The organism is Paraburkholderia azotifigens, from assembly GCF_007995085.1.
GTDB lineage: Bacteria > Pseudomonadota > Gammaproteobacteria > Burkholderiales > Burkholderiaceae > Paraburkholderia > Paraburkholderia azotifigens.
In genome coordinates this window covers 310,060-322,736 of the sequence record NZ_VOQS01000005.1, presented here as the reverse complement: position 1 = coordinate 322,736, position 12,677 = coordinate 310,060, and the positions used below count along the sequence as shown (strand labels likewise).

The following is a 12,677-nucleotide window of genomic DNA, read 5'->3' as shown; positions in this document are numbered from 1 at the left end:
CAACGTCGCCCCGCCGACGATCTCTGAGTGAAGAGCATCATGGACCGGATAGATGCAATGAAGGTGTTCGTCGCGACGCTGGACGAAGGCAGCCTGGCCGGCGCGAGCCGCCGGCTCGGCCGTTCGCCAGCCGCGGTGAGCCGCGCCATTGCGTTTCTCGAGGCGCACGTCGGCTCGCCGCTCCTGCATCGCACCACGCGCACCATCAAACTCAGCGAGGCCGGCGAACGTTATGCGGCCGCCTGCCGGCGCATCCTGACCGATCTGGAGGAAGCCGACCTGCTCGTCGCAGGCGAACGTTCCGCGCCGCGCGGCCTGCTGAACATCACGGCGCCCGTCGCCGCCGGACAGGATCTGCTGCGCGCCATCCTCGACGACTTCATCGACGCGTATCCCGCCGTCTCCGTGCGCCTGCATATGCTCGACCGGCCCGTAAGTCTCATCGACGAAGGCATCGACGTCGCGCTGCGCATCGCGCATCTGCCCGATTCGACGCTCGTGGCCATTCCCGTCGGCGAAGTGCGGCGCGTCGTGGCCGCCTCGCCGCGCTATCTGTCGAAGCACCCGCGCATTCGCGAGCCCGCGGACCTCGCCGAACATCAGATCATTTCGATGACGCACTTCGGCCTCGATTCATGGAGCTTTCCGCCGACGGAAGGCTCGACCGTGCCCCAAGTCGTCCACTTCTCGCCGCGCCTGATCGTCAACAGCATCGACGCCGCCGTCGCGTCCGCCGTCGAAGGGCGCGGCGTCACGCGCATGTTCTCCTATCACGTCGCGCAGCAGGTGAAGGGCGGACAGCTGCGGATCGTCCTGCGCGACAGCGAGCACGCGCCCTTGCCCGTTCATCTCCTGACGCCGCACGGCCGGCTGTCGGTGCCGAAAGTGCGCGCCTTCGTCGATTTCGCCACGCCGCGCCTGCGCCGGCAATTCAAGCAGTTGCAGCGTGCGACGAACGGCGATTAAACCGCAACGCGGAAGAATGTCTGCCGTAACGCGTGGATTCTCTCTGTAACCGACTCAATCTAGACTTGCTCCATCGACATCGGGTCTGAATGGCCCATACCGTACAAGGAGCAATTCATGGGTGCCGAACAGAAAGTCGCGATCGTCACGGGCGCGTCGCAGGGCATCGGCGCGGGGCTGGTGAAGGCCTACCGCGACCGCAATTTCCGAGTGGTCGCGACCTCCCGCACGATTCGCGCGAGCGACGATCCGGATATCGCCACCGTGCAGGGCAATATCGCCGATGCCGAAACCGCACGGCGCGTGATCGCGCTCGCGCTCGAACGTTTCGGCCGGATCGACACGCTGGTCAACAACGCCGGCATCTTCATCGCCAAGCCGTTCGACGCCTACACGCCCGAAGACTACGACGCCGTCATGTCGACCAACGTGAACGGCTTCTTCCACATCACGCAGCGTGCGCTCACCGAAATGAGCCGTAAGCGCAGCGGACATGTCGTGAACATCACGGCGAGCCTCGTCGACCGGCCGCGCGCCGGGCTGCCCGCCGCAATGGCCGCACTGACCAAGGGCGGCCTGAATGCCGTGACGAAATCGCTTGCCATCGAATACGCGCCGCTCGGCATTCGCGTCAACGCCGTCGCGCCGGGCGTCATCAAAACGCCGCTGCATCCGCAAGAGCGTCACGAAGCGCTAGCTCGTTTTCATCCGCTGGGACATCTCGGCGAAGTCGCGGATATCGCGGAAGCCGTGCTGTATCTGGAATCGGCGGGCTTCGTGACAGGCGAGATCCTGCACGTGGACGGCGGCAGCAACGTCGGCTCCTGATCGCCATTCGAGCTCATAGCGATCCAGCGCGGAGCACGCATTTTTCAACGCATCACTTCTTTAACCGGGATAACGCAGCAAGCGCAAGCGAAGGAAGCACGGAGTCAACCATGCAGCACACGGCTTTAGACGTATCGGCAGCGCCTGTCTTCAACATCACACGCGGCACGATAGCGGGTGCGAGCGCGAGTCTCGTCGGAATCGGCCTCGCGCGCTTCGCGTACACGCCGCTTCTTCCCGCCATCATCGACGCGCACTGGTTCGCGGCCTCAACGGCGGCCTATCTCGGCGCGGCGAATCTGGGCGGCTATCTTGCGGGTGCGCTGCTGGGCGGCTATCTCGCGAAGCGCGCCAACGCAGCAACGGTACTGCGCACGATGATGCTGCTCGCGACAATCGCATTCGCCGCTTGCGCGTTCCCGCTGTCGTTCATGTGGTTCTTCGTGTGGCGCTTCGCGTCCGGTCTGGCAGGCGGCACGTTGATGGTGCTGGCCGCGCCGACCGTGCTCGGCCATGTGCCGCCGTCGCGCCGCGGCCTCGTGAGCGGCGCGATTTTCGCGGGTATCGGCCTTGGCATCGTCGCGTCGGGCACGCTCGTGCCGCTGCTGCTGCGCGAAGGCGTGACGCAGACTTGGCTCGGACTCGGCGCGATCGCGCTGCTACTGACGTTCGCCGCATGGAACGGCTGGCCGAAGCAGGACGCGCATGTGTCGCACAAACAGCACGCGACGCATGCGCCGCGAAGCGGCTTCACACTGCGCGCGCTGTATGCGGAGTACGCGCTCAATGCGATCGGTCTCGTACCGCACATGCTGTTTCTCGTCGATTTCGTGTCGCGCGGGCTTGGCAAGGGACTCGATGCGGGCGCGCAATACTGGGTGCTGTTCGGCCTCGGCGCGATTGCAGGTCCGCTGGTAAGCGGACATCTCGCTGATCGCGCCGGCTTTGGACCTGCGTTGCGCGCGGCATTCGTGATCCAGATCGCCGCCGTCGCGTTGCCGCTGATCAGCACGGACCCTGTGTCGCTGATCGCTTCGAGCGTGCTCATGGGCGCCGCCGTACCGGGCATCGTGGCGCTCGCACTCGGTCGCGTCAACGAACTGCTGGCACATCACCCGGCCGCGCAAAAAGGCGCGTGGAGCACGGCCACCACCGCGTTCGCCGTGTTGCAGGCAGGCGGCGCATACGGCATGTCGTTCCTCTTCACGCACAACGGCGGCGATTACGGGATGTTGTTCACGATCGGCGCGGCGGCGCTGGCACTCGCGCTGACCGTTGACCTGTTCGCCGCGCTGCGCGGCAATCGCGAGAACGTCTGACAGCAACGCATCACTGAAGGATAGATAGCATGAACCAGCCCACGACTTCCGTTTCGCTGCGCAACGCACGGGATGTCCCGATCATCAGTTATACCGAGCGCAATCAGCATTACTGGATGCGCAATCTGTTCGTCTGCGTGTTCGGCTCTTTCACGACGCTCGTCAGCCTCAGCATGCTGCTGCCGTTTCTGCCGCTCTATGTGAAGCAGCTCGGCGTGACATCGCAGGCCGATGTGATCCAGTGGTCGGGTGTCGCGTTCGGCGCGACGTTCCTCGGCACGGCCGTCACGGCGCCGCTGTGGGGCCGCCTCGCCGACCGTTACGGGCGCAAGCCGATGCTGATTCGCGCCGCTGTCGGCATGGCCGTGGTGATGTCGCTGATCGGCGTCGCGCATAACGTCTATGAACTCGTTGGGCTGCGCCTGGTGGCCGGCCTCGTCGGTGGCTATGCATCGGCGTCGACCGTCATGGTCGGTACGCAGGCGCCGCGTGAACGCGCCGGATGGGCGCTGGGCCTGCTGTCGACGGGCGCGCTCGCGGGCAACCTGATCGGTCCGCTGATCGGCGGCCTGCTGCCCGGCTGGATCGGCATACGCGGCACGTTCTTCGCGGGCGGCGCGGTGATCGCCGTCGCCGCGCTGCTGACGATCTTCGTCGTCAAGGAAGATTTCGAGCCCGCCACCGACACGAAGCGCAAAGCCGTCAGCGCCGCTGCCGCTGAAGATGCGCCGCGTACCCGCTACGCCGTGATCGGCGCATTGCTCGCGACGGCGATGATGGTGCTGCTCGCCAATATGTCGATTGAGCCGGTGATCACGGTCTATGTCGGCAGCCTGGGCGTCGCGCCCGATCACCTGGCGCGCATCGCCGGCGTCGTGATGGCGTGCTCCGCTTTCGGCAGCATGTTCACGGCGGCGCGGCTCGGTGCGCTCGCGGACCGGATCGGCGGCTGGACCGTGATCATCGGCTGTCTCGTCGTGACGGGTCTCGTGATGATTCCGCAAGCGTTCGTCGAGCAATGGTGGCAGCTCGCCGCATTGCGCGCGTTGATGGGCATGTCGCTCGCCGGTCTGTTGCCCGCGATCGCGAAGCTCGCGCGGCATGCCGTCGACGAAAGCCGGACGGGACAGATGCTCGGCTATCTGCAATCGGCACAGTTCAGCGGCCAGGTGCTCGGCCCTGTGATCGGCGGACAGATTGCCGTGCATCTCGGCATGCACTCCGTGTTCTTCGCGACGGGCTCGTTGCTGGTTGTCTGCGCGGGCTTCGCGCAATGGGCACGCGGGCGGTGATGCGGGCTCTCGCCTCCTGATCGACGCGTGCTTCCGCGATCCTGTGCGCGTTTGTGCGTATACTGCACAGCAGATCGCAGTCACTCAGGAGCGAGAGTCATGTTCATTGCAATGAACCGGTTCAAGGTGGCGCTGGGTTCGGAAGGCGCATTCGAAGAAGTATGGACGACGCGGGACACGCATCTGAAAGACGTGCCCGGCTTCGTCGAGTTTCATCTGCTGAAGGGCCCGCAGCGTGAAGATCACGTGCTGTATTCGAGTCATACGGTGTGGGCGAATCGCGCGGCGTTCGAAGCGTGGACGCAGTCGGAAGCATTCCGCGCCGCGCACCGGAATGCGGGCACCGAGTCACGCGCGCTCTATCTCGGGCATCCGGAATTCGAAGGATTCGAGGTGCTTCAGACCGTGAAGTGATCGGCGAGGCGCGTCATGCACGCCAATCGCGCAGTGCCCGCACTTCCAGGCGCGCCTCTCTTCCGTGCGCAAGGCGATACCTATGCGTTTGGCAATGAGGTCATTGCGCTGCACTGGACGATAGCCGACCGTTGTCCAGGCGGCGTTTCCGTGGCGGATCTCGCGCATGGACGCACGTTGCAGATAAGCGCGCCGTTTATTCTCACACTCGCGGATGGGCACACGTTTGGCGCAGAGCAGTTTCGGCTCGTTGCGCCTCTTCGCGAAGAAGCACTGCCCGCACATCCCGATGCGCTGCGGCAAGCCGAACGTCACGCAGGCCTGCGCGTGACTGCGACGCTCGGTGACGACGAGCAGCGCTTTCGTGTTGAATGGAGCGTCGAGCAACGCGAGGGCGCGCGTTATCTCCGCCAGCATCTGTCCGTCCTTGCACTCGCGCAGGACGAACACATTACCTCAGTTGCACTGCTGCAAACTCAAGCGCCCGCCGCGCGAAAAGCGGGCGACCTCGCCGCCGTTCCCGTTATCGACGGCAACGTCTATCTGGGCTTCGAACTCCCGATGGCGAAAAGCGAGGTCCGCGACGGCATCGCCTGCTTCACACTTTCGCGTGCACTGCCGCTCGAAAAAGGAAAAACGCTCTCCTATTCCGCTGTCACAGGCGTGTTTCGCGACGGCCAGCTGCGCCGCGATTTCGCCGCCTACGTCGAGCGTGAACGCGCACGGCCTTATCGTCCGTTCCTACACTACAACTCCTGGTACGACATCGGTTTCCTGACAACCTACACGCAGGAGCAGGCCATCGAGCGCATCCACGCGCTGGGCCGCGAACTGCACGACAAGCGCGGCGTGCAACTCGATTCCTTCCTGTTCGACGATGGATGGGACGATTACAGCGGCAGCTGGACCTTTAGCGACGCGTTTCCCGATGGCTTCGTTCCTTTGAAAGAAGCCACCGCACGCTATGGCGCAGCACCCGGCGCGTGGCTGTCGCCGTGGGGCGGCTACGGGCCACCGCGAACGGAGCGCGTGACACGTGGCCGCGCCGCCGGATACGAAACAGCCGGCGACGGATTCGCGCTATCGGGCCCGGCGTACTATCGCCGCTTTCACGAAGTCGCGATGGATCTGCTTACGAAACACGGCGTCAATCATTTCAAGCTGGATGGCACAGGCAATGCGGATACCGTTATTGCAGGCAGCCGCTTCAACAGCGATTGGGATGCCGCGGTGGAACTGATCGAAGACATGCGCCGCGCGAGGCGCGATGTATTCGTCAATCTGTCGACGGGCACGCACGCTTCGCCCTTCTGGCTGCGCTACGTCGATTCGATCTGGCGCGACGGCGCGGATTACGGCTTCGCCGGCGCGGGCAGCGAGCGCGAACGCTGGATCACGTATCGCGATGCGCAGACGTATCGCAACGTCGTGTGCCGCAGCCCGCTGTTTCCGCTCAATTCGCTGATGCTTCACGGCATCATCTATGCGCAGGCCAATACGCAGCTCAATACCGATCCAGCGCAGGCGTTCCCGCACGAAGTGCATTCGTACTTCGGCAGCGGAACGCAATTGCAGGAACTGTACGTCACGCCGTCGCTGCTGAATGAGCGCGACTGGGACGTGCTCGCGCAAACTGCCCGCTGGGCTCGCGACAATGCCAATGTGCTGCGCGATTGTCACTGGATTGGCGGCGCACCCGATCGGTGCGAGGTTTACGGTTGGGCGGCATGGACACCGTTGAAAGCGATCGTGACGCTGCGCAATCCGGACGTTCGGGCGAATGATTTCGTGCTCGATCTGCGGACGCATCTTGAACTGCCGGATGGTTTCTCAGGTCGGTTCAGCGTGCAGTTTCCGTTTATCGACTCCGCTGCGAACATCCCGGCATGCTTCGACGCGGATCGCCCGCAACAGATACGCCTCGATCCATTTCAGGTGCTGACGCTTGAATTGATTGCACCGCGCTACGATAAGGTCGACGCGAGGCTGACCGGCTTCGCTTCCGTCTGATGCAAATCGAAGATCAAGACGGTGTTGTCGCCCTCCTTTAGCCACGGTCCCGGGCAATAGAGGCGCATTTGCGGGCCGATATTCCAGTAGCGCCCGAGATTGCGGCCATTGACCCACACGACGCCTTTGATCCATTCGGTCATGTCGAGATAGACGTCACCGACGGCATCGATCGAAAGTGTCGCGACGAAGAAGATGCCGGGCTTGTTCGGGTTGGAACAAACCGGACGCAAGTTCTCGATAAATGCGGAATCCATGGGCAAAAGCACAACTTCCCAGTTCTTTAGCCGTTCGCTCGCACCCGATACATTCTTATAGACAACGGGATCGATGAGTCCTTTACGATCGATCATCGCATGCCCGTAATTCACACGGCCCATGCCTTCGACAAGTATCTCCAGCATCGCGCCCGCTTGCCGTGTAGACGAGGCGCCGGGCAGCGCAAGCCTTTCGCGCTGCACAACCCTCAGCGGCAACGCCAGATGCCTGGGCACATTCGCTCGCGAAACCGCACCCGCATACTGATCGGCGATGCAAACGGTCGCGTAATCATGAACGTCTCCGATATCGAGCGCACCGCCCGCATAGCGCTCCAGCTTCTTCCGATACAGCACAAAGCCAAATGCCTGGCCATACATCTCGAATGGCTGTGGATGCACCGTATCCGCGAGCGGCAGTGCAGCGGGAAGATTGTCCCAGAGGGACGCATAGCGTCGCGGCATCAAACGGCGAACACTGTCTCCATCCATCACGGAAATTGTCGCGACAGGCGCGGGCACATCCGGCAACGGAGTCGACAGATAGCGCGCCATGATGCTGCGATATTTCATATAACTCGCGGTCGCCACGCCTTGCTCGCTGATGGGTGCGGCATAGTCGTAGCTCGTGATATCGGGCTGATATTCGCCCGTGTCCGCATCCACATTCGCGCCGGCGTAAAAACCGAAACTCGTGCCGCCATGAATCACATACAGATTGAACGACAGCTCCTTGCGCATGAATTCATCGAGCGTACCGGAAAGATCGACGGATGTGCCTTGAAATGCACGGTCGCCCCAATGCGTGAGCCAACCCGGATAGACCTCGCCCGCCATTGCAGGCACAAAAGGAAACGCGTTGCGCACGGCTTCGATCTGCGCCGCGTTGCCGTTGCTCAATGCAATCGCGCCGCCCATGACAGTCGACCGGTTTTGTCGTAGCTGGACGAGACCGTCTTCCGTATAGAACGGCCCATGAATGCCGCCGCGAATCCACAACTGCCTGATTTCCTCCAGATACACGGAATTGCTGTCGAACGATCCGAACTCGTTTTCGATCTGGATCATCAGGATCGGACCGCCGTTCTCTGCCATCAACGGCCTCACTCGAGGAACGAACTCGTCGATATAGCGCTCGACGGCGCGCATGTATCGCGGGTCGCTCGCGAAATCGGTGCGTAGCCGGATATCCGCGTGCTTCAGCAAATACGACGGGATACCGCCCAGATCCCATTCTGCGCAAACATAGGGGCCCGGCCTGAATAGCACCCACATGTTCTCGGCCTGGCAAAGCCGTATGAACGCCTCAATGTCGCGATTGTCCGTTTGAAAGTCGAAAACGCCCTCGCTCGTCTCGTGATAATTCCACATCACGTATAGCGCGATCGTGTTCATCCCCATCGCTTTCGTCATCTGAATACGGTGCCGCCAGTATTCGACGGGAATACGCGCAGGATGCAATTCTCCGCTGCGGATCTGGAACGGCTTGCCGTCGAGCAGAAAGGCGTCGCCATTCGGAGCGAAGCTAAAGACGTGTGGACCATCTGGTCCGATGGTACTCGTCACGTTGCCACCTTCTTCTCATGCATGAAACGCAACGCGAAGCGCGCGAGCGCCGGCATGGTTTGCGGCCTTAGCAGGCGCACGTCGTATCCGGAGAATCGCATGTCGTTCTCCTGCAAGCACAGCAACATCAGATCGCGCACGTCGATGTCCGCATTGGATACCGCTCGCGCACCGTTCACGGTGAAGTTGTTGTCCTGCTTCTGCTCGTTACCGTCGGCATCCATCGAACGCGCGAGGCCGATGCGTTCCCAGCCCAGAAACGCCCACACGGCAGCGACCTCGAGTTCGAATGCAATGCGCCGCCACCACGACAGCTGCGCGCGATGCCACGCCAGCCAGTTCGCGAACAGAAGGATATGACGGCACTCTTCCTGCATCACCGGCTCGAACGTATCGATCAGTTCGGGGGGAAACAGTCCCGAGCGGTGCGCGATTTCGAACAGCCCAAACGCAAAGAAGCTGTCGATGCATTCGCTAAAGCCCGTCACGAGGTAAGCCCACTCGACGTCTCGAGGAAGCACGTAAGGCGCTTCGCTCGCGAGCGCAATGCCATACGCAGCGACCATCCGCGACAACACGTCCTTGTGGCGATTCTCTTCCCACGCATTCAGCGCGAGAGCATTGCGCATATGCGGTTCGGCAATGGTGGCGGCGTAAGCGGCCATGCGCAGTCGCGCCTTGCCTTCCGTCTGCACGGCAATGTCCCAGATAGGCAGCGACACGATCCGCTCGCGTGCTTGCGGGTCCAGCGTTGGCCAGTCGAGCACGGCCGGCCGATAGGGATTGAAGGTCTCGCAAAACATCCGGCACGTTTCGCGCACATGGATCTCGGAGCCCGGCGTGAACGGGCCTTCGGCGTCGCTGATCCAATGCCGCGTGTTGACCTCGGCGGCTTCGATCGCTGCGCGGCCGGGGCTGAGTGGCGCCAGCAGCGGCGCGGCAAAGTCCGGAATCAGCCGTTCGACGTCGAATGATTCAAGCGTCTGATCACTCATCGCGGAGTCCACCCGATAGCACGACGCAAGCAGCATACTGCACGCCCCCTCCATCCGCAGCGCAGCGGACGCACGTTCACGCACGCATCACGATGCTGTCAAACGGCGGAAGCCGGTTATGTATCCCGATCCCGCCCAGGCAATAACGCAAACTGATTCACCGCAATTACGCTTTATGCAGGACGCGTAATATTGCCCGGTGATTCCGCGCTATTACATTGCCTTTCGTGCAGGGAAAAAATTTCTGATCGCCATTATGCTATAACCGGAATGTGAGCCAAATTAGCGATCACTCCGATCTCAAATACGATATGGCATATTACTATGTCGAACCCGAAGTAGCCGGTGGCCTTGGAAAGCACACAGTTCTGGACTCGAGCGTCCATCCGCCCGCTATTACCAGACTCCATTACAGAATTATCAATTGGCTAGGCGATGCGCTGCTCGAGAGTTTTCCTGCTCTCATCATTACGCGGGACGCGGCTAGCGCATTGAATGAAGCCAAGGCGAGCGGCTATGAATGCCGGGATCTGGAATTGACGGTGAGCGATTCGTTTAGAGAAATCTATCCGGAGCGCACATTGCCGGAGTTTCTCTGGTTATCCGTGACTGGCGTGGCGGGACGCAACGATCTCGGCATTGCCGACGATTCGCGGCTCGTGATCTCCGAGCGCGTACTCATTGTGCTGAAGACATTCGGCCTGAATCACGCTCTCGTCGAAAGCTACTGAAGCACCCTGTTCGTTCACTAAAGATCTGTCAAAGGTCCGTCAAAGGCCCGCTAAAAAGCCAGAAGCCCGTCTCATCGGCGGGCCTCCGGTTGCCTTTTCTGGAAGAAATACAGTCGGGTTTTCGTTAGAAGCGATACCCGACGGATACGAACGAAACGATAGGATCAACGCGAATCTTCGACGTGCTCGTCACCGTGCCGGCCGCCGCCGAATGCGTCGTTAGCGTCGCGCGCGCCGAGAGCCACATGTACGACAGCGAAACGCCCGCCGACCAGTGCTTGTCGAAGTTGTACGTGAAGCCTGCATTGATGACGGGCGCGAACGAACTGCTCAGTTTCGCGGTCGTCTGACCTTCGAGCGCGGTGCCGTATGTCGACGAGTAGAGGAATGCGCCGCTCGACATCGCCGAACTCAGGCTTACGCCGCTATACCAGACGTATGCCGCGCCCGCCCCGAGATAGGGGCGGAAATGGCTTTGCGCCTCGTTGAAATAGTATTTCAGCAACAGCGTCGGGCTCCATTCATAGGCCTTGCCCAACTCGCCGAGCCCGGCGAGCGTGCCCGTTCCCGACAGCGTGAACTTCGGCGGCACGCCGAACACGCCTTCGACAGCAATGTGATCGGTGACGAAGTACGTCGCCGTCAAGCCGACGGTATCGGAGCCGTCGATATCCGCGCCCGAGCCGCTCGCGGTCGTCGTCTTGCCGAGCGCGTTGATGCTGAACGGCTGGCTCGACACCTGCGGCGCCAGATGAAACCAGCCCACGTTCGCAACGAAACTGCCCGCGCTCTGTGCGTGCGCGGCCGTGCCTGTCAACAGCGCGGCCGCAATGGCAATGGCCCGGTATGGCCTCATCGTCTCCTCCAATGTTGTGTTGGTCTGGAGGCGATTCTATGCGCACGACCGTTCGAATCGATACTGCGAGTCTGGTGAGTCAGCTCTGGAATTTGGTAAGGATTTACCGCGCCGCATGGCCCGCCGGATGATCGCTTCAGCCCGCCAGTTCGCGATGCAGCGCCTGATATTCCTGCGACAGCTTGTGCTTCGGATCGAGATGAATCACGGGCTTGGCGTGCTGATGCGATTCGCGGATCTTCACCGACGACGACAGCCTCGAACCGAGCACAGGCAGCCCTTCGCTCACCAGTTCGTCGACGAGTTGCTGCGGCAGGGCCGCGCGCGGCTGGAACTGGTTGATCACGATCCCTTCGACGTGCAGCGTGTCGTTGTGGTCCTGCTGAATCTCTTTCACGTTGTCGAGCAGCGTGTAGAGCGCGCGGCGTGAGAAGTCGTCGCAGTCGAATGGAATCAGACAGCGCTCGACGGCGATCAGCGCGGAGCGCGTGTAGAAATTCAACGCGGGCGGCGTATCGATGTAGATAGCGTCGTACATGTCCAGCTCGTTGAGTGCGTCGCGCAGCTTGTAGATCTTGTAGCGCGATTCGAGCTTGCCGTGCAGCGTATCGAGATCCGCATGCGCGGGCATGATGTCGAGATTTTCGAACGGCGTCGGATGAATGAACGAGGTGACGTCGATCGGCTTGAAGCTGAACGTCAGCGCCGTTTCGAAGAAGCTCGCCACGGTGGGATGCACCTCGCTGGCCCGTGAACCGAGCAGATACTGGCTGGAATTGCCTTGCGCATCCAGATCGATGACGAGCGTACGCAAGCCCTCGCTGGCGCTGATGGCCGCGAGATTGCACACGATCGTCGATTTGCCGACACCACCTTTCTGATTGAATACGACACGCCGCATGTGTCCCCTCTTTGCTATCGATCTGCTCTGGAAACCAGCAGCATACATCAGCCATATTACCGGCCGAAGCACGCCGGGGCAGCGCATGGCGCAATGGGCCTTCATACGGCGCGATTTCATCGGCTAGAATCGTCTCACGTGCATCCGGTCGCACGGCGCCCATGCAATCCGGGCGGGCATTCACGATGCTCCGTGTGTGCGGTTCGTGCACGACTCTTGTGGAGGTCACGATGAAAGCAGACGAAAAGGCTGACGTGCGCGCCTTCGTGCAGACAGCCGAGCAGGCGGGTGACTATGTGTGGGTGATCGCACTGGTCGATTTCGGTGCACGCGAAGTGAAACGCACGATCGTTTCCGACGAAACCTACAAAAACCGCGCGGCCGCGAAAGACGCTGGCGAAGCTCGCCTGAAAGCGCTCGAAGAAGACCGTCACGCGCACGCCTAGTCTCGCATTGCCAGTTCCGCCCGCCACGGCGGGCAAAGACAAGTCCCGACGACCTGCTCGAAGCCGGCAACGGCTTCGACGGTTCGTCGAATCGCG

General features: G+C 61.7%; 12 protein-coding genes. 8 read left to right on the top strand and 4 right to left on the bottom strand.

The window, feature by feature from the left end:
* Window positions 1-39: 39 nt before the first annotated feature.
* From FRZ40_RS33180 to FRZ40_RS33155, 6 genes are all read left to right on the top strand, one after another.
* Window positions 40-966, top strand: coding sequence for a LysR family transcriptional regulator (locus tag FRZ40_RS33180; protein ID WP_028368855.1), 927 nt, complete (start codon window positions 40-42; stop codon window positions 964-966).
* Window positions 967-1,083: 117 nt separating this feature from the next.
* On the top strand, window positions 1,084-1,794 hold the full coding sequence (locus FRZ40_RS33175) for an SDR family NAD(P)-dependent oxidoreductase (RefSeq protein WP_028368854.1): 711 nt from the start codon (window positions 1,084-1,086) through the stop codon (window positions 1,792-1,794).
* 110 nt (window positions 1,795-1,904) lie between these two features.
* Complete coding sequence (locus FRZ40_RS33170) at window positions 1,905-3,113, top strand: YbfB/YjiJ family MFS transporter (protein ID WP_147237036.1); 1,209 nt, start codon at window positions 1,905-1,907, stop codon at window positions 3,111-3,113.
* 29 nt (window positions 3,114-3,142) lie between these two features.
* Window positions 3,143-4,405, top strand: a complete 1,263-nt coding sequence (locus tag FRZ40_RS33165; protein ID WP_147237035.1) for an MFS transporter — start codon at window positions 3,143-3,145, stop codon at window positions 4,403-4,405.
* A gap of 99 nt (window positions 4,406-4,504) precedes the next feature.
* The gene (gene hmuQ / locus FRZ40_RS33160) at window positions 4,505-4,819 is read left to right on the top strand and encodes a heme-degrading protein HmuQ (protein ID WP_028368851.1); all 315 of its coding nucleotides are present in this window, start codon (window positions 4,505-4,507) and stop codon (window positions 4,817-4,819) included.
* Window positions 4,820-4,834: 15 nt separating this feature from the next.
* Complete coding sequence (locus FRZ40_RS33155) at window positions 4,835-6,829, top strand: alpha-galactosidase (RefSeq protein WP_147237034.1); 1,995 nt, start codon at window positions 4,835-4,837, stop codon at window positions 6,827-6,829.
* On the opposite strand, the gene FRZ40_RS33150 is transcribed toward FRZ40_RS33155, so the two are convergent.
* Complete coding sequence (locus FRZ40_RS33150; RefSeq protein ID WP_147237033.1) at window positions 6,784-8,652, bottom strand: beta-galactosidase; 1,869 nt, start codon at window positions 8,650-8,652, stop codon at window positions 6,784-6,786. The two genes, FRZ40_RS33155 and FRZ40_RS33150, sit on opposite strands and share 46 nt — an antisense overlap.
* Window positions 8,649-9,647 carry a ferritin-like domain-containing protein gene (locus FRZ40_RS33145; RefSeq protein WP_193567053.1) on the bottom strand — a complete coding sequence of 333 codons (999 nt, stop codon included), beginning with the start codon at window positions 9,645-9,647 and terminating at the stop codon, window positions 8,649-8,651. Before FRZ40_RS33145 ends, FRZ40_RS33150 begins: the two co-directional genes overlap by 4 nt.
* A gap of 311 nt (window positions 9,648-9,958) precedes the next feature.
* On the opposite strand from FRZ40_RS33145, the gene FRZ40_RS33140 reads away from it, so the two are divergent.
* Window positions 9,959-10,378, top strand: coding sequence for a hypothetical protein (locus FRZ40_RS33140; RefSeq protein WP_147237032.1), 420 nt, complete (start codon window positions 9,959-9,961; stop codon window positions 10,376-10,378).
* Window positions 10,379-10,502: 124 nt separating this feature from the next.
* On the opposite strand, the gene FRZ40_RS33135 is transcribed toward FRZ40_RS33140, so the two are convergent.
* Complete coding sequence (locus FRZ40_RS33135; RefSeq protein ID WP_147237031.1) at window positions 10,503-11,234, bottom strand: OmpW/AlkL family protein; 732 nt, start codon at window positions 11,232-11,234, stop codon at window positions 10,503-10,505.
* Window positions 11,235-11,370: 136 nt separating this feature from the next.
* The gene (locus tag FRZ40_RS33130; RefSeq protein WP_147237030.1) at window positions 11,371-12,135 is read right to left on the bottom strand and encodes a ParA family protein; all 765 of its coding nucleotides are present in this window, start codon (window positions 12,133-12,135) and stop codon (window positions 11,371-11,373) included.
* A gap of 230 nt (window positions 12,136-12,365) precedes the next feature.
* Here FRZ40_RS33130 and FRZ40_RS33125 point away from each other — a divergent pair, with 230 nt between their 5' ends.
* A complete protein-coding gene (locus FRZ40_RS33125; RefSeq protein WP_028368844.1) occupies window positions 12,366-12,581 on the top strand; it encodes a hypothetical protein in 216 nt (71 codons plus the stop codon).
* The last annotated feature ends 96 nt before the right edge of the window (window positions 12,582-12,677 follow it).

Excerpts from the sequence above, each read along its gene's own strand:
- FRZ40_RS33180 (WP_028368855.1), top strand. The coding sequence starts at position 40 with ATGGACCGGATAGATGCAATGAAGGTGTTCGTCGCGACGCTGGACGAA.
- FRZ40_RS33175 (WP_028368854.1), top strand. The coding sequence starts at position 1,084 with ATGGGTGCCGAACAGAAAGTCGCGATCGTCACGGGCGCGTCGCAGGGC.
- FRZ40_RS33170 (WP_147237036.1), top strand. The coding sequence starts at position 1,905 with ATGCAGCACACGGCTTTAGACGTATCGGCAGCGCCTGTCTTCAACATC.
- FRZ40_RS33165 (WP_147237035.1), top strand. The coding sequence starts at position 3,143 with ATGAACCAGCCCACGACTTCCGTTTCGCTGCGCAACGCACGGGATGTC.
- hmuQ (WP_028368851.1), top strand. The coding sequence starts at position 4,505 with ATGTTCATTGCAATGAACCGGTTCAAGGTGGCGCTGGGTTCGGAAGGC.
- FRZ40_RS33155 (WP_147237034.1), top strand. The coding sequence starts at position 4,835 with ATGCACGCCAATCGCGCAGTGCCCGCACTTCCAGGCGCGCCTCTCTTC.
- FRZ40_RS33145 (WP_193567053.1), bottom strand. The coding sequence starts at position 9,647 with ATGAGTGATCAGACGCTTGAATCATTCGACGTCGAACGGCTGATTCCG.
- FRZ40_RS33140 (WP_147237032.1), top strand. The coding sequence starts at position 9,959 with ATGGCATATTACTATGTCGAACCCGAAGTAGCCGGTGGCCTTGGAAAG.
- FRZ40_RS33135 (WP_147237031.1), bottom strand. The coding sequence starts at position 11,234 with ATGAGGCCATACCGGGCCATTGCCATTGCGGCCGCGCTGTTGACAGGC.
- FRZ40_RS33130 (WP_147237030.1), bottom strand. The coding sequence starts at position 12,135 with ATGCGGCGTGTCGTATTCAATCAGAAAGGTGGTGTCGGCAAATCGACG.
- FRZ40_RS33125 (WP_028368844.1), top strand. The coding sequence starts at position 12,366 with ATGAAAGCAGACGAAAAGGCTGACGTGCGCGCCTTCGTGCAGACAGCC.